Raw genomic sequence first — 17,369 nt, forward strand, 5'->3', positions numbered from 1 at the left:
ATTCTAAACTAAGGGTCGTTTTCAGTTTTTCCTATCGAAGGCATTCCCGTTACGAGATTGAGCTTTTTAATCCCCATTGTCCCACCTTTCGAATGATGTTGATTTTCCCAAGGCGCCTCATAGAACCTCACCAATGCCTTGGCACAGGCTATTTTCATGGCATTTACAATCATTTCCTTCGGTTGTAAAAAACTTGAATCATCCAACGACGACAACAACTGCTCTTTTGCATTTACATTCGTTAAACCAAATCCATTTGTATCCCAAAACTCGATAATTTCCTTCACATCATCATTACTCAGTGACGGATTCACTATGCGTAGATTATTCGCTATACTTGGATAGAGATCTTTTTGTTGTTTTTGTTTTTCTTTTTGTTTTTCTTTTTCTTTTTGCCCACGTGTCGTAAAACGAGTCGGCAACGTATCGTCAAATTCGATACAGAGAGCTTTTTCATCCTCTTCTTTTTGTCCACCAATCGTATAACGAAGCGGTAAAGCATCGTCAATTTCTTCACATGGAACTTTTTCATCATCCTCTTTTTCTTCCGTCTCCATGAGCATCTCTTTTTGCTGATAAAAAGCTTCATATAAGCTGCGGATCTCTTCTTTATGTATGCATTCCGAAACATATTGGATAAGCGAGTGATCCTCTACCTCTTTTAATTCGGAAACAATACAATCCATTACTGGTTTTCCAACTTTTTGAAGGTTCTCTCTTCCCCAGTTCTTAATAGCTAGCTCCCTTGTTTCAGGATTGTAAAGGATCAATTGATGGTGTTTCTCGAAAAGCTCCATTAGCGAATGAATACTCTCTACTCTCAATGGAATATCCCAGATCAAAAGCTATTTCCTTTTTCGTAATTTGATAGATTCCAATTTGCGTCGTACGCGGATTCGTCAGCAGATAAAAGTAAAAGTACTTTTCCTCAGGGGTCATCTCTTCTATAACAATCGGATTCTTCCAAAAATCCGTACGCACCATTCTATACTTTGCCATTTTCATCCCTGCCCTTTCTTCATTTAAAATTGCCTTCATATATGAAATATAAATTTATGAAGAAAAAAGGCACCCCCTTCTGAAAAATTGCGAACAATTTGTTTATCGTTCGAATTAAGTAAAAAAATTAACGATAGTCGACATTATAATAGCAATTGCCTTTAGATTACTATCATTTATTACGATTTGTAGCCGCTAAAATTCTGATATCGACTGGAATTCTATTCAGATCTCCCAATTCCGACTTTCACTAGCACATTGAACCAAATGCTTTTATGGCAGTATGTTGTATTAATGGAAAAATAGCCCAAATATACAAAAAGTGTACATTTAGGCTCTTTAATTAACTCCTTGTTGTGTTAAAGCACCCTTTAGCACAATAAGAGTAAAGTCGAGGTCTCCTTTTATAAGAAGACTTCATTTATTTATATCGCTTTAGCCTTAATAATAAAGCGATGCTGTTTCACATCATAAAATCCTTTTGACTGAATATGTTTGTGTATATCATATAAACTTTCTTCATATTTTTCGATACTAAAGTCGGGAACTTGCCAAGGTATTGCTTTTAGATAATATACTAATGCACCCACATCATAAAATCGTTGAATTGGGAACTCTTCATTTCTATACAATACTTCGAAATTATTCTTTTTAAGTTCCTGTAAAGCTGTCTTTAGGTTCCAATTTTCAAACTCAAGGTTCAATGAAACAGCAAATGATTCATTAATTTCTTTACAATCTAAGCCACCAACTTGCTGTGTTAGAAATACACCATTTTTTTGAATCGTCCTTCTTATCTCTTCGGATGAATATGATTCATGTTGATTTAAAATCAATTCGAACTGATTATCATTAAATGGTAGTTCAGAATCCTCTTCAAGTTGAACAACTTTTATTCCTAAAGGCTCAAGGTTTTCTTTTGCTATTTCGAAGTTTGGTTTGTAACCTTCTGTTGCATAAACAGAACGAGGAAATGGTCTCAACATTGATAAGAATTCTCCACCACCAGTTCCCATGTCCAACATAGAATCAACATTTTGAATTAGATGTCTTGCCATACTCCCATAAGACCAAGAAAGTAAGCCACTTCTCATTCGTCCAGTTCCCGTAATAAACGAGAAGTCCCATCCAGAAAATTCTTTATTTACATCGTTTAAATAACTTAAAAATTGATTATCTCTTATCATAATTTACCTCCCAAATTGTTTAAAGCTAGGTATGAAACGTATAATGGGAGGTCCTCTTACATAAAAAGTAAGTTGTTATATTTCATGTTCTAATAAATTCATATTTAAACACCCCGAATAATAGTAAGTATTTATTATCTAATTATATCAGAAAATTACATTTATTACATATTATTTGGCTTATTCAATAATCCTGCCCCGATAGTGATAGATGCAAAACTCCACAGATTTTTATTTCTTTTCCAATTCCAGTCGGTAGCTTTATGAGAGCATTTTTGTTACTTTACTTCTAAGATATTATTCAATTGTAAGTAGCGCTTCTTACAGAAAAGAGTATAACTTCCGAAACAATTCAATGTGACTACAATGGTTATAAAAAACCAAGCAGAATTTAAGTGTATCTGTTTGGTTTTTTTATGAAACCAGTTTTCTATTATTTACACAAATTCATTTAAATACGAAACTGCTTACTTTTCTGCGAACTATTTTTAGTTTAATATTGCAAATGAAAATTATCTAAAATACAATAATACAAGAACATATGTTTGTTTCAGTTTAAAAACAGGAGGAATCATAATGAAAAAATGGGAAGCCTCTTATGTGGCTGGCATTATTGATGGAGAGGGTAGCATTACATTAACTAGAATGCACGAAAAAGAAAATCGACGTCCATGTATAACAATTGCATCAACAGATAAAGAACTTCTCATTTATATCCAATCTATTACCGGTGGAACAATAAACAATAAAAAGAATTATCATCCAGATAAGTATAAAGATTCATATACTTTATATATAAAAAAGAAATCAGATGTTTTCTATACATTGCAGAATGTATTACCATTTCTAAGAATTAAACAAAAAAGATTGCGCTCGATTTGGATTCTCGAAAATTATGATTCGGTAACTCCTCGTAATGGGAAATATACTCCGGAGCTTCTTAAAAAGAAGATATTGTTTGAAGATAACTTTTTTAAATTATAAAAAGCGACTCATTATTATATGAGTCGCTTTTATAATATATTGGTTATTTTCCACCAATGTACATTAAATATGTATTTGGTGGAGACGGTGGGACGTGCTATTCCATACTTTCGTAATGGCACTGACTATATCTTGTACCTGAATATCCTTCAGGTACCCCGGCGTATTATGCGAAATATAAATTTACACGAGTTCCTTCATGCAGAATTCCGCATCCTAGTACTACCCATGAGGCAGCCTATAAGTCGATACACGGCTGTTGGATTGCTCCACATACCGCTCGGCATTGCCCTATCACTATTTGTGACTTAGGTTTCACCGATAAAGCCGGATTTTCACTTATGTGTTACCACATAAGGCGACTATTTACTAATCGAACCCACGTCCAGAAACATTGCCACTTAAGCGTCTACGAGTGTAGTCGATATATTCGCATTTCGCAGCTTCATCTGCCTATCGACGGGCGTCCGAAGTGCTAGCCTGATTGGTCTCTTCCATCGTCCTCAGGCGGAGGACAACCGGCGTAGCCCACTAAAGTTGAGACCCTGACCCTACCACATGGGCGATGGAGGGAGGATCCGCTATGCTAGCTTACGCTGCAAAAGCGAGGTTATTGTTGTTTTTGCCAGTTATTATTGGCTTTGGCGTTTTTACGAGGACGACCCCCTCGACTCGCAACTTAAGCTCAAACTGTCCCTGTCGAATCCGTAACGTCCCCATGATAGAAAGGTTACGATCTCTTTTATAAAGAGAAAGACGCTCGAGACAACTGAGCTTAACATTAAAAGTAACTGGCTGTTACATGTCTTATTATACCATGTTTCGCGATAAATGCAATTGTAAATTTGTGTAAGCTACATTTGCTGACGTGCTTTAAACGCTTTTTCAATCTCACGTTTTGCTTCTTTTTTCTTTAAATCTTCTCGTTTGTCATATTTCTTTTTCCCTTTTCCAAGTCCAATTAAAACCTTTGCATAGCCATCTTTTAAATACATTTTAAGAGGAACTAATGCATATCCTGCTTCCTTCGTTTCACCGATTAATTTATTAATTTGTTTACGATGAAGCAATAATTTTCTTTCCCGCAATGGATCATGATTATAGCGATTTCCTTGTTCATATGTGCTGATGTGCATATTATAGATGAACACTTCACCTTTATGAATTCGCGCATATGAATCCTTTAAGTTCACACGTCCTGCACGAATCGATTTAATTTCCGTTCCTTGAAGGACGATCCCTGCTTCAAATGTTTCCTCGATAAAATAATCATGATTTGCCTTTTTATTTTGGGCTACAACCTTGCCTTCTCCTTTTGGCATATTTTCAACTCCCCCTAGATCTTAAGACCTAAAAGGTGCCTGACACCAGGTGCCTGACACCTAATTGATGCTACAATTTATTTGCGTTTTTTTGTTCGTTTATTTTTTGGTGTGTTCGCAAAAGATTTATTTTTTTTCTTTTTTGCTTTCGGTGGGCGTGTGGACCATTCGCCTTCATCTTTATTTCCTTGTGGGCCTTTTTGTTGCGAATCTTTTTTGTATCCCCGTACTTTTACGATTCGCGGTTTTTCTTGTGCGCCCCTTCTTGCTCGATTATTTTTCATACCTACAATTTCAAAGTCGATGTCGTGCTCGTCTTTATTTACGTTTATAACACGAATAGTAATTTCGTCGCCAATCCGAAAGACATTCCCTGTTCTTTCCCCTATCATAGCATATTGACGCTCATCATAATGATAATAATCATCTGTCATATAGCTGACATGAACAAGTCCTTCAATCGTATTTGGTAATTCTACAAACATACCAAAGTTAGTTACAGAACTGATAATTCCATCAAACTCTTCGCCCACTTTGTCTTCCATGTACTCTGCTTTTTTCAACTCATCTGTATCGCGTTCGGCATCAACAGCCCGTCTTTCCATTTTCGATGCATGATCAGCAATTTCCTGTAAGGATGCATCCCATTTGGCTCTTGTTGCTTCATCCATTTTGCCTTCGATTAAATACGTACGAATTAATCGATGGACGATTAAATCGGGATAACGTCGGATAGGTGAAGTGAAATGTGTATAGAATTGTGTTGATAATCCAAAGTGACCAAGACTTTCCGGGTCATATTTTGCTTGCTGCATAGAGCGAAGCATGACGGTAGAGATGACCATTTCCTCCGGTTTTCCTTGGACCGCTTCGATAATTTCCTGAAGTGCACGTGGATGAACAGAATTAGCAGTTCCACGGACAATTAATCCGAAGTTTGTAATAAATTCAAAGAATCGTTGCAGCTTTTCTTCTTTAGGATCTTCATGGATTCGATACATGAACGGGACATCGAGCCAGTGAAAATGTTCTGCAATCGTTTCATTCGCCGCCAGCATGAATTCTTCGATTAATCGTTCCGCTACAGAACGTTCACGTGTAACAACGTCAACAGGTTTTCCTTCATCATTTACAATCACTTTTGCTTCTTTAAAGTCAAAATCAATGGCGCCGCGTTCCATCCGTTTCGTTCGTAAAATTTGTGCCAACTCTTCCATCGTTTCAAACATCGGAACAATTGGCTCGTACCGCTCTCTTAATTCCTCATCTTTATCAACTAAAATTTTATTTACATCGGAATATGTCATTCGCTCCGTCGTCTTAATGATACTTTCGAAAATTTCATGATTAACGACTTCACCTTTATCATTGATTTCCATTTCACAAGATAATGTAAAACGATTCACTTTTGGATTCAATGAACATATCCCATTTGATAAACGATGTGGAATCATCGGGATGACTCGATCGACTAAATAAACACTTGTGCCTCTTTCTAAAGCTTCCCGATCAATTGGGGAGCCTTCCGTCACATAATGTGTGACATCTGCAATGTGTACCCCTAATTTATAATGGCCATTTTCTAATTTTGATACTGTCACCGCATCATCTAAATCTTTAGCATCGGCACCATCAATGGTCACGATTGTCTGATCACGAAGATCCCGGCGGTTTCCTATTTCATTTTCATCAATTTCTTCCGGTACACTATTCGCCTGTTGCAGTACTTCTTCCGGGAATGCCAGCGGAAGCCCGTGTTTATGGATAATAGATAAGATGTCTACACCTGGGTCATTTTTATGACCAAGAATTTGGACAACTTCACCCTCGGCATTTTTATGTCCTTCAGGATATCCCGTTATATGTACAACAACTTTATGTCCTTCAACTGCACCTTTATTCGCGTTTTTCGGAATAAAAATGTCGCTGCCAAATTTTTTATCGTCCGGAATAACAAAGCCAAAATATTTACTCTCGGTATAAGTTCCGACAACTTCTGTAATACCACGTTCTAAAATTCTTACAACTGAACCTTCACGTCTTGAACCGGAACTTTCAGATGAAACGCGAACTAATACGACATCACCATGGATGGCATTATTTTTTTCATGTGGTGGGATAAAAATATCATCAAATCCCGGTTCATCGGGTGTTACAAAGGCAAAGCCTTTCGCATGACCAATCATTTTTCCGCGGACTAAATTCATTTTGGCCGGGAGTCCATAGCGATTGCTTCTTGTTCGGACGACAAGTCCTTTCTCTTCCATTAACACGAGCGTTTTTACAAAATCTTTAAATCCAGTAGAGTCTTCAATTCCGAATACTTCTTCCAGTTCCTGCACTGTCAATGGTTTGTATGCTTCGTCTTTCATATAGGTTAAAATACGTTCAATCTGCGATTGCGTTTTTTCATCCATTTACATCCCTCCTTATTCGGACCAGTTTAGTTGTTCAAGAAAATGGAAAACATCTTGATGCAATTGTTCTTTTTCCTTATCTAACGTAATAACATGTCCGGATTCTTCATACCATTTTATTTCTTTCTGTTCAGATTCCACATGATTATAAATAATATTCGCACTGTCAGTATTAATCATTTCATCATGTCTTGCCTGAACGACAAAGGTCGGTGAGTAGATCATATCGACATTTTCCCTTACCTCTGATATCAAGTTTTGTAATCCTTTTAATGTTTCCATTGGCGTTTTCTTGAATTCCTCAATTTCTTTATTAATTTGAAGATCATCTTTTCCTTCAAATTTTTTATACTGGCGCGCATAGTCGACAACACCGTTGTACATTGTTTCTTCACTTTTAATATACATCGGAGCACACATAGGAATTATTCCCTTTACAGGTACAGTGTAACCTAATTTCAGGGAAAATACCCCACCTAGTGATAATCCGGCTACAGCTATTTCTTCGTATCCTTTATTTTTTAAATGTTCATAGCCAGCCATGACATCTTTCCACCAATCGTCCGGACCTGTATGTACTAATTCTTCGGGTGGAACTCCGTGTCCTTTGTAGATGGGTGCGTGAGAAGTATATCCTTGTTTTTCAAGAAATCGTCCTAACATCCGAACATCGGCTGAACTGCCTGTGAAACCATGTAATAACAAGACAGCACGTTTTCCAGCTTCGAATGTAAAAGGCTTTGGTGGTACTATTTTCATGATGTGAACTCCTTTACATACGTATTCTTACCTTATTTTTAACAGAGAAATAAAGAACAATCCAGAAATATGATTTAAATAAACCGTTCCTTTCAACTCTGAGCTTTGCTAAAAGCAACGGTTTTATAGAAAAGGGGCAAAACAAAAAACCCGACCAACCGTACGGTAAGTCAGGTAGCTTTAGTATTATTATATTCCGAAATACGACACGCCTAACGCTAAAATAATAAATAATACTGCAAGAACAACTGTAATTCGGTGTAAAACTAAATCCATCCCGCGAGCTTTTTGCTTTCCGAATAACTGCTCTGCACCACCGGAAATCGCTCCTGATAATCCAGCACTTTTCCCCGACTGTAAAAGCACTACAATAATTAAAGCAATCGCATCAATCACCAATAAAGTCAAAAATAAAGTATGCATGAGACCCCACCTCCAAATCGAACATCTAAACGTACTTTAAATGTACCACACTTCCAACTTGTACACAAACGAAATTTTGGTGCCTGACACCGGATATTCATTTTTCTGCATAATTATTCTAAAAAGTGAATAAAGTGAAAAATGCCGGCAGTTTAGTGCCGGCATTTTTGGTTTACTATTTTTTTAGGTTGTAGAATGTGTCTTTTCCTAAGTATTGAGCTGTGTCTGCTAAGCCGTCTTCGATGCGAAGTAATTGGTTGTATTTTGCGACACGGTCTGTTCTTGAAGGAGCACCTGTTTTGATTTGTCCTGCGTTTGTAGCAACGGCGATGTCTGCAATTGTTGTGTCTTCTGTTTCACCAGAACGGTGAGAAATGATTGCAGTATAACCAGCACGTTTAGCCATTTCGATTGCATCAAATGTTTCAGTTAATGTACCGATTTGGTTAACTTTAATTAGGATCGCGTTACCTACGCCTTGTTTAATACCTTCAGAAAGTTTTTTCGTGTTTGTTACGAATAAATCGTCACCAACTAATTGAACTTTATGGCCGATACGTTCGGTAAGAAGCTTGTGACCTTCCCAGTCGTTTTCATCTAAACCGTCTTCGATAGAGATAATTGGGTATTTAGAAGTAAGTTCTTCATACCAGTCAACCATTTCAGCAGATGTACGAACAACACCTTCACCTGATAAATGATATTTTCCGTCTTCTTTATTATAGAATTCAGAAGATGCAGCATCCATTGCTAGCATAACTTCTTCTCCTGGTTTGTATCCGGCTTTTTCAATTGCTTCAATAATTGTTTGAAGTGCTTCTTCGTTAGATTTGAGGTTAGGAGCAAATCCACCTTCATCACCAACAGCTGTGTTTAAGCCTTTTGCTTTTAATACAGATTTAAGGTTATGGAAGATTTCAGCACCCATACGTAATGCTTCTTTAAAAGTAGGAGCACCAACTGGCATAATCATGAATTCTTGAATATCAACGTTATTGTCGGCATGTTCTCCACCATTAACAATATTCATCATTGGCACTGGAAGTTGTTTAGAGTTGAATCCTCCAAGATATTCGTAAAGTTCTACTCCAAGGAAATCAGCTGCTGCACGAGCGACTGCCATAGAAACACCAAGGATCGCATTCGCACCTAGTTTCCCTTTATTTTCAGTTCCATCAAGCTCAATTAACAATTTATCAATAACAACTTGTTCTGTAACATCATAACCAATTAGTTCTTCAGCGATGATATCATTTACATTTTTTACTGCAGTCTCTACACCTTTACCTAAATAACGGCCTTTATCGCCATCGCGAAGTTCTACTGCTTCATATTCTCCAGTTGATGCACCACTTGGAACAAGTGCACGTCCGAATGCACCTGAAGCTGTATAAACTTCAACTTCTACAGTGGGATTTCCGCGGGAATCTAGTACTTCTCTTGCATATACTTCAGTAATATGTGGCATGTTTATTTCTCCTATTCTTAAATTAGTTTTTTATAAAATTAATGTTTAATAATGGTCTTTCCAGTCATTTCTTTAGGTTGTTGAACACCTAGTAAATCAAGCATCGTTGGAGCTAAATCACCTAAGATTCCTCCATCACGGAGCTCAATTCCTTTTTTCGTAACAATCACAGGAACCGGATTTGTTGTATGTGCAGTCATTGGCTGCCCTTCAAGTGTAACTACTTCGTCGGCATTACCATGATCAGCTGTGATGATGGCAGTACCACCTTTTTCGATAATAAGGTCAACAATACGACCTAAGCACTCATCAACTGCCTCAATTGCTTTAACAGTCGGCTCAAGCATACCTGAATGACCAACCATATCCGGATTCGCGAAATTCAATATGATTGCATCTTGTTTATCCTCTTCAATTTCTTTCAACAAGGCATCCGTCACTTCGTAAGCACTCATCTCCGGTTTCAAATCATATGTTGCCACTTTCGGTGAGTTAATGAGAATTCTTGTTTCGCCAGGGAACTCTGCTTCACGGCCCCCACTCATAAAGAAAGTCACATGCGGATATTTTTCAGTTTCAGCAATACGTAACTGTTTCAAACCATTTTGCGATAAAACCTCACCAAGAGTATTATCAAGGTTTACTGGTTTAAAAGCAACATATCCGTCTACTGTTTCAGAAAAATGAGTTAAGCAAACGAAAAATAAGTTTTTAGGATGCTTTGGTCCTCGATCAAATGATCGAAAATCTTTATTTGTAAATGTATTAGAGATTTGGATCGCACGGTCAGGTCTAAAATTATAGAAAATTACCGAATCATTATCCTTTATCGTTGCAACGGGTTCACCATTCTCTTTTGTAATAACAGAAGGTATGACGAATTCATCGAAAATTCCATGTGAATATGAATCTTCTACAAGTTCCAATGGATCAGTATAAGTAGGTCCTTCTCCATATACCATTGCACGATATGATTTTTCTACACGATCCCAACGTTTATCCCGGTCCATCGAATAATAACGGCCGGAAATCGTAGCAAATTCACCAACACCGTATTCATCCATTTTTTCTTGTGTTTCTTTAATGTATTTTGCAGCAGTTTTCGGTCCAACATCACGCCCATCTAAAAATGCATGAACATAGACATTTTTCAATCCTTCATTTGCAGCAAGTTGTAATAAGGCGAATAAATGATTAATATGACTGTGAACACCGCCATCAGATAATAAACCAAATAAGTGAAGACTCGTGCCATTTTTTTTCGCATGTTCAATCGCTTGAAGGAAAGTTTCGTTTTTAACAAACTCCCCTTCACGAATCGCCACGTTTACACGGGTTAAGCTTTGGTAAACAATTCGTCCTGCACCAATGTTTAAATGTCCTACCTCGGAATTACCCATTTGTCCTTCCGGCAGTCCTACTGCTTCACCACTAGCTGTTAAAGTATTATGCGGGTAATTTTCCCAGTAGCGGTCAAAGTTAGGCTTTTTCGCATGTGTAACGGCATTTCCTTTCGTTTCTTGGCGAAGGCCAAACCCATCTAAAATGATGAGAGCAACAGGTGATTTACTCATGGCTTACCGCCTCCAAAAGTTGTAAAAAGCTTTGCGGCTCAAGACTTGCTCCGCCGACTAACGCACCATCTATATCCGGTTGGGACATATATTCATTAATATTTGTTGGTTTTACACTACCACCGTACTGAATGCGAACAGCGTCTGCTGCTGCTTTTGAAAATTGACCTTCAACTACAGAACGAATATGGGAGCAAACTTCATTTGCATCTTCTGCTGTCGAAGATTTTCCTGTTCCAATCGCCCAAATAGGTTCATAAGCAATAACTGTTTGTTTCACTTGATCTTCTGTTAAACCTGCTAATGCTTTTTGTACTTGAGAAGCGACTAAATCTTTTGTTTCATTGTTTTCTCTTTGTTCAAGTGTTTCACCGACACAAACAATTGGAACTAAGTTGTGCTTGAATGCAGCTAATACTTTTTTGTTTACTGCTTCATCTGTTTCATTGAACATTTCACGACGCTCAGAATGTCCTAAAATGACATAGTCAACATTTAAATCTTCAAGTGCTTTCGGACTAATTTCTCCTGTAAAAGCGCCACTTTCTTCAAAATGCATGTTTTGAGCTCCGATCGCTACATCAGAGCTATGAGTTGATTCAACAAGTCGATCTAAAAATAATGCTGGTGCACAAATAACGGAATCAACAACATCTTTTTTAGGGACTAAACTAGCTACTTCTTCAGCAAATGCTTTCGCTTCAGACATTGTTTTATGCATTTTCCAGTTTCCAGCGATAATTGGTTTACGCATTTCTAACACCCTTTCTTCATTATTGATTATTTATCGTTTAAGGCAGCTACTCCTGGTAATGTTTTACCTTCCATAAATTCAAGGGAAGCTCCGCCACCTGTTGAGATATGGCTCATTTTATCCGCAAGATTGAATTTTTCAACTGCGGCTGCAGAGTCTCCGCCGCCAATGACAGAATACGTATTTGATGCTTCAGCTAACGCATTTGCGACACCTTTTGTTCCATTTGCAAATGATTCAAGTTCAAATACACCCATTGGTCCGTTCCAAATGACAAGCTTAGATTGTCCAATCACTTCACGATAAATTTCAACTGTTTTTGGACCGATGTCTAGCGCTTCCCAATCGGATGGGATTTCATCGATTGCTACGACTTTTTTGTTGGCAGAATCAGAAAAATCGTCGGCAACTACTACATCGACAGGCATATAGAATTTCACATTTTTTTGTTTAGCTTTTTCCATAAAGGATTTTGCTAAATCAATTTTATCTTCTTCTAATAATGATTTCCCTACTTCATGGCCGTTCGCTTTCACAAATGTATAAGCAAGCCCGCCACCGATAATGAGATTATCGACTTTATCAAGCAAGTTATCGATAACACCAATTTTATCTTTTACCTTCGCTCCGCCAATAATCGCTGTGAAAGGACGTTCAGGATTTGAAAGAGCCTTACCAAGCACTTCAAGTTCCTTTTCCATCAAGAAGCCGGCAACTGCTGGTAGATATTGAGCAATTCCTTCTGTTGACGCATGGGCACGATGAGCAGCACCAAATGCATCGTTCACATATACATCCGCTAATTCTGCAAAACTTTTCGCTAATTCCGGGTCATTTTTTTCCTCACCAGGGTAGAAACGAACGTTTTCTAAAAGGAGGACATCACCATTTTCTAACTTATCAATTTCTGCTTGGGCAATTTCACCATAAGCTTCGTTTGATTTACGGATATCTTTTTTTAATAGTTCACTTAGTCGTTTCGCGACCGGAGTTAATCTCAATTCTTCAACTACTTGACCCTTTGGTCGGCCTAAATGGCTAGCTAAAATTACTTTTGCACCTTGGTCAATTAAATACTGAATTGTTGGTAATGCGGCGCGGATACGTGTATCATCCGTAACATTTCCATTTTGCAACGGTACATTAAAATCAACACGGCAAAATACTTTTTTCCCATTTAAATCGATATCTTTAATGGTTTTCTTATTCATCTGTAAGGTACCCTCCTTTTTGTGTACAAAAACTATGTAAAAAGGGAGAGGGGAATGTTCCCCGCTCCCCTTTGTCCACTTCATAGAAAAGCTAAAAGTGCCTCGACCAGCCCCGACAAGCAAAGGGGCTAGACACTGTAGCTAGACATAATAGAAATGGTTCAAGAAAAATATACCATTAGTTTACGTTATTTAAAAGATTACAAACCTTTTTTTGCAATATATGCAGCTAAGTCAACTACACGGTTAGAATAGCCAGTTTCATTGTCATACCAAGAAAGTACTTTTACCATGTTGTTTTCAAGAACCATTGTTGATAACGCATCAACAGTTGAAGAAACTTTAGCACCATTATAATCGCGTGATACAAGTGGAAGATCACTGTATGCTAAAATTCCTTTTAATTCACCTTCAGCTGCTTCTTTTAAAGCTGCGTTTACTTCTTCAACAGTTACATCTTTATCAAGTTCTGCAACTAAGTCAACGATAGAAACGTTTGAAGTTGGTACACGCATAGCCATACCATTTAGTTTTCCTTTTAATTCAGGTAATACTAACGCAACAGCTTTAGCAGCACCAGTTGTTGTAGGAATCATGTTTTCTGCAGCTGCACGAGCACGACGGTAGTCTTTATGTGGTAAATCAAGAATTTGTTGGTCATTTGTGTAAGAGTGAACAGTTGTCATCATACCACGTTTGATACCAAATTTTTCGTTTAAAACTTTAGCAAATGGAGCTAAGCAGTTTGTTGTACAAGATGCATTAGAGATCACATTATGATTTGCTGCATCATATTTATCTTCGTTAACACCCATAACGATTGTAATATCTTCATCTGTTGCAGGAGCAGAGATAATTACTTTTTTCGCACCAGCTTCTAAATGTTTAGCAGCATCTGCACGTTTTGTGAAGCGACCAGTAGATTCTACAACGATATCTACTCCAAGATCTCCCCAGCCAAGTTGTGCTGGTTCACGTTCAGCTAGAACTTTCACTTTATGACCGCCAACAACTAGGCTATCACCGTCTACTGTTACATCTTGTTCAAGAGTTCCGTGAACAGTATCATATTTCAAAAGATGTGCAAGCATGTTTGCATCTGTTAAATCATTTACAGCAACTACTTCTACATCAGGATTATTTAAAGCAGCGCGAAATACATTACGTCCAATACGTCCAAAACCATTAATACCAACTTTTACAGTCATTTATAATTTCCTCCTTAAGTTCACTTAATTATTTATTTAATTTCAAAAGTAAATTCTTTTGAAAAAGAATAACTTAACTACTAGCTTAATATTTTTTTTGCGGCACCTTCATCAGTAATTAACACGGTTGAATTAGTAGCACTTTTCATGCAAGCCTTTATTGCTTTTGCTTTTGAAGATCCGCCTGCAACCGCAAGAACATGCTCGATATGAGAAAAATCATCAAGTTTCAATCCAACAGTAGGAACTTTATGTACTACCTCTCCGGCTTCATTAAAATAATAACCAAAAGCCTCCCCTACCGCATGTCCATCCTGAATGATTTTCATATCTTCTTCCTTCGTATTACGGCGCTCCGCCATTACGTTAGCATCCCCAATACCATGTAAAACCATGTTGGCTTTCTTAATTAAACTTAAAACCTCTTTAATAATAGGTTCTTTGACAAAGGAGTCATAAACCTCTTTACTTACTTGATCAGGTACATATAGAACACGATGTTTGCAGCCGGTATTTTCAGCCATTTTTGCACAAATGGAATTCGCTTCGTTTTTGACATCTTCACCTATCCCGCCTCTTGCCGGGACGAACAGCGTATTGGTATTCCCAATAAAATCAAATGTCAGCATATCAGCTACAGCCGCCATCGTCGTTCCGCCAGCTACTGCGATGATATTTTCCCCAACTAAGCGCTTTTTCATTCTTTTTGCACAAGCTCTTCCTAGTTCTTGTTTAACCCATGGCGTTTCATCGCTATCTCCGGGAACGATTACTACTTCTTGAAGATTTAATTCCTTTTTTAATCGCTCTTCCATTTCATTAATACCCGATACATCTCTCATTATTCCTTCCAAACCTTGTAAAACGGATAGGCCTTGCTGAGAAATAGTCATACCACTTGTTTTAATCGTGATTAACTTTTGGTCATTTAAAAATTCAACTTCACTACGCAATATGCGTTCTGATAGACCAAGTGCTTGTGCCAAAGTTCTTCTACCAACAGGCTCCATAAATCGAATAGAACGAAGAATTTGGTATCTCTTTTGCATAATTAAAAGCATGTCAGGTAATAATTTCTTTTGAAGCTCAATTAAAGAATACATAGAATTAATCCCTTCAGTTCTTCTGGTCGTATTACGTCCCGCGTAGACATATTATGTCCCATTAGCAATAAAAAAAATTACCCTTGCTACATCTTCTATTTTAGCAGGGTAAATATAGAAATTCAACTATGATGGATCAACTTTTTTTTGCAATCGTTTACTTAATGTATAATAATCAATTTGTCCATATTGAACGATATCTTTATTCATTTCAATGACTGGTATCATTAAGCCGTATTTTTCTGTCAGCTCATCACTATCGTCAATATTTTTCTCTATTAATTCAAAATCATAGTCACTTTGAAGAATTTTTAATACTTCCTTTGCTTCCTTACAAAGTTGACATTTCTCTCTTGTATAAAAAATTACTTCCATATAAACGCTCCTTACTATTATCCATACCGTTTCCGCTTTGCAGAAGAAGGTATCTTCAATTGTTCACGATATTTTGCAATCGTTCTTCTTGATACAACGATTCCGTGGTTCTTTAATTTATCAACGATTAACTGGTCAGATAGCGGTTTTAATTTATTTTCCTTCTCAATGAAATTTGCGATCATCGTCTTCACTTGAAATGCGGATGCTTGCTCTTCTTCTTCCCCCGTCGTTTTCATTAAGCCGGCAGAAAAAAAGTATCTTAATTCATAAGTCCCAAACGGTGTTTGAATATATTTTTCTCGAACGGCCCGACTTACAGTAGATTCATGTATGCCAATTTCCTGAGACACTTCTTTCATCGTTAACGGTTTTAAATACGCCGGTCCTTTTAAAAAGAAATCAAACTGCTTTTCGATAATCGCCATTCCTACTTTTAAAAGTGTTTCATTTCGTTGTTGAAGGCTTTTCATGATCCACTGATAATCTTTTGTTTTCTCTTTCAAAAAGTGTTTTACTTGTTGATCTTTATATGCAGACATTTTCGTATAATAATCCTTTTGAAATTGCACATTAGGTAGATGTTTTTGAAAAAGACTAACTTCAATATTATCATTTTCTATCGTTACAATTAAATCCGGTACAATATATTGCGGCTGTTCTTTATGATAAGCTGAACCAGGCCGAGGTTCAAGTTTTTTAATATAATCTGCTGCCTTTTGAATTTCATTCATTTGAACGTCAAGTTCATGTGAAATAACTTTCCATTTTTTCTCCGCAAATTCATTAAAATAGTTTACTACAATATCCTTTACAATTTGTGGGCAATCCGCTTTTCGATTAATTTGGAGCAATAAACATTCTTTAAGGTTACGTGCTCCTACTCCTGCTGGTTCTAAATTATGGATTAATTTAAGACACTGATCCGCCATTTCGATTGTCAAACCGCAAATCCGCGCTGCCTCCTCAAGCGAAATCGTTAAATATCCATTTGCATCAAGATTATAAATAAGCTGAGTAAGCATTCTTTTTTCATCTTTTGATAGCGTTTTCAAAGAGATTTGAATAAATAGATAGTCCTGAAGGCTCATTGACGTTTGGGATATTTGATCTATCCATTGCTTGTCGTCCCGTTCTTTAACTTTCGACCTACTTTTTTTCGATCCATCGTTACGTATATCTATATATTTTATATTCGTATTTTCTAATTGAATAAGAGGATTTTCAGTCGCTTTCGCTTCCAAAAAAGAGGTCAATTCTTGTGTAGAATATTGGAGAAGTTCGATTGCCTGTTTCAATTCTTGCGTCATAGACAATTTTAAGGTTTGTTGTTGGTATAAGCCAAATTTTAAATCCAATTAAATCTCCCCCCTTTGCCTTTCAATTACATTTTACCTTACATTCAAGTATCCGTACATATATATATATTCATAACTTTTTGTTTTCATATTATTTATTGCAATTTCAAGTGTTATAGGATATAATTTTTTATCGTACGGTTTATAAAATGCCCTCGTGGTGCAACGGATAGCACGTAAGATTCCGGTTCTTAAAATGGGGGTTCGATTCCCTCCGAGGGCGTACC

16 protein-coding genes, 1 tRNA gene and 1 other RNA gene are annotated in these 17,369 nt (G+C 37.1%); 2 read left to right on the forward strand and 16 right to left on the reverse strand.

Annotated features, from left to right (window positions below; genetic code table 11):
* Positions 1 to 8: 8 nt before the first annotated feature.
* From B5V89_RS00410 to B5V89_RS00415, 3 genes are all read right to left on the reverse strand, one after another.
* A complete protein-coding gene (locus tag B5V89_RS00410) occupies positions 9 to 797 on the reverse strand; it encodes a hypothetical protein (RefSeq protein WP_321165984.1) in 789 nt (262 codons plus the stop codon).
* Positions 751 to 999, reverse strand: coding sequence for a hypothetical protein (locus B5V89_RS20655; RefSeq protein ID WP_321165983.1), 249 nt, complete (start codon positions 997 to 999; stop codon positions 751 to 753). The genes B5V89_RS00410 and B5V89_RS20655 overlap by 47 nt, the downstream gene beginning before the upstream one ends.
* Positions 1,000 to 1,424: 425 nt before the next feature.
* The gene (locus B5V89_RS00415; protein WP_066230420.1) at positions 1,425 to 2,186 is read right to left on the reverse strand and encodes a methyltransferase domain-containing protein; all 762 of its coding nucleotides are present in this window, start codon (positions 2,184 to 2,186) and stop codon (positions 1,425 to 1,427) included.
* 576 nt (positions 2,187 to 2,762) lie between these two features.
* Between B5V89_RS00415 and B5V89_RS00420 the strand changes: the two genes are divergently transcribed.
* Positions 2,763 to 3,170 carry an LAGLIDADG family homing endonuclease gene (locus B5V89_RS00420; protein ID WP_066230418.1) on the forward strand — a complete coding sequence of 136 codons (408 nt, stop codon included), beginning with the start codon at positions 2,763 to 2,765 and terminating at the stop codon, positions 3,168 to 3,170.
* Positions 3,171 to 3,540: 370 nt separating this feature from the next.
* Here the strand turns inward: B5V89_RS00420 and ssrA are convergent.
* From ssrA to rpoN, 13 genes are all read right to left on the reverse strand, one after another.
* Positions 3,541 to 3,880, reverse strand: a transfer-messenger RNA (tmRNA) gene (ssrA, locus tag B5V89_RS00425).
* 144 nt (positions 3,881 to 4,024) lie between these two features.
* Positions 4,025 to 4,492 (reverse strand): SsrA-binding protein SmpB, encoded by a 468-nt coding sequence (gene smpB / locus B5V89_RS00430; RefSeq protein WP_066230416.1) that lies wholly within the window; start codon positions 4,490 to 4,492, stop codon positions 4,025 to 4,027.
* A 77-nt stretch (positions 4,493 to 4,569) separates the two neighbouring features.
* On the reverse strand, positions 4,570 to 6,909 hold the full coding sequence (gene rnr, locus B5V89_RS00435) for a ribonuclease R (RefSeq protein ID WP_108069982.1): 2,340 nt from the start codon (positions 6,907 to 6,909) through the stop codon (positions 4,570 to 4,572).
* A gap of 12 nt (positions 6,910 to 6,921) precedes the next feature.
* Positions 6,922 to 7,668, reverse strand: coding sequence for an alpha/beta hydrolase (locus B5V89_RS00440; RefSeq protein WP_108069985.1), 747 nt, complete (start codon positions 7,666 to 7,668; stop codon positions 6,922 to 6,924).
* A 189-nt stretch (positions 7,669 to 7,857) separates the two neighbouring features.
* On the reverse strand, positions 7,858 to 8,091 hold the full coding sequence (gene secG, locus B5V89_RS00445) for a preprotein translocase subunit SecG (RefSeq protein ID WP_066230408.1): 234 nt from the start codon (positions 8,089 to 8,091) through the stop codon (positions 7,858 to 7,860).
* A 175-nt stretch (positions 8,092 to 8,266) separates the two neighbouring features.
* A complete protein-coding gene (gene eno, locus B5V89_RS00450; protein ID WP_107920636.1) occupies positions 8,267 to 9,559 on the reverse strand; it encodes a phosphopyruvate hydratase in 1,293 nt (430 codons plus the stop codon).
* A 38-nt stretch (positions 9,560 to 9,597) separates the two neighbouring features.
* Positions 9,598 to 11,133: a 2,3-bisphosphoglycerate-independent phosphoglycerate mutase gene (gene gpmI, locus B5V89_RS00455; protein ID WP_108069987.1), complete on the reverse strand. Its 1,536-nt coding sequence runs from the start codon at positions 11,131 to 11,133 to the stop codon at positions 9,598 to 9,600.
* Entirely contained in the window at positions 11,126 to 11,887 is a 762-nt protein-coding gene (gene tpiA, locus B5V89_RS00460; protein ID WP_108069989.1) for a triose-phosphate isomerase, read from the reverse strand. Before tpiA ends, gpmI begins: the two co-directional genes overlap by 8 nt.
* A gap of 26 nt (positions 11,888 to 11,913) precedes the next feature.
* Positions 11,914 to 13,098, reverse strand: a complete 1,185-nt coding sequence (locus B5V89_RS00465; RefSeq protein ID WP_066230394.1) for a phosphoglycerate kinase — start codon at positions 13,096 to 13,098, stop codon at positions 11,914 to 11,916.
* A gap of 200 nt (positions 13,099 to 13,298) precedes the next feature.
* Positions 13,299 to 14,306 (reverse strand): type I glyceraldehyde-3-phosphate dehydrogenase, encoded by a 1,008-nt coding sequence (gap, locus tag B5V89_RS00470; protein ID WP_066230391.1) that lies wholly within the window; start codon positions 14,304 to 14,306, stop codon positions 13,299 to 13,301.
* Between the two features lie 80 nt (positions 14,307 to 14,386).
* Positions 14,387 to 15,409, reverse strand: a complete 1,023-nt coding sequence (locus tag B5V89_RS00475) for a sugar-binding transcriptional regulator (RefSeq protein ID WP_066230388.1) — start codon at positions 15,407 to 15,409, stop codon at positions 14,387 to 14,389.
* A gap of 126 nt (positions 15,410 to 15,535) precedes the next feature.
* The gene (locus tag B5V89_RS00480; RefSeq protein ID WP_108069991.1) at positions 15,536 to 15,784 is read right to left on the reverse strand and encodes a glutaredoxin family protein; all 249 of its coding nucleotides are present in this window, start codon (positions 15,782 to 15,784) and stop codon (positions 15,536 to 15,538) included.
* Between the two features lie 17 nt (positions 15,785 to 15,801).
* Complete coding sequence (gene rpoN / locus B5V89_RS00485; protein ID WP_108069993.1) at positions 15,802 to 17,142, reverse strand: RNA polymerase factor sigma-54; 1,341 nt, start codon at positions 17,140 to 17,142, stop codon at positions 15,802 to 15,804.
* A 151-nt stretch (positions 17,143 to 17,293) separates the two neighbouring features.
* Here rpoN and B5V89_RS00490 point away from each other — a divergent pair.
* Positions 17,294 to 17,365: transfer RNA gene (locus tag B5V89_RS00490), tRNA-Arg, on the forward strand.
* The last annotated feature ends 4 nt before the right edge of the window (positions 17,366 to 17,369 follow it).

The organism is Heyndrickxia sporothermodurans (assembly GCF_003055045.1).
Lineage (GTDB): Bacteria > Bacillota > Bacilli > Bacillales > Bacillaceae_C > Heyndrickxia > Heyndrickxia sporothermodurans.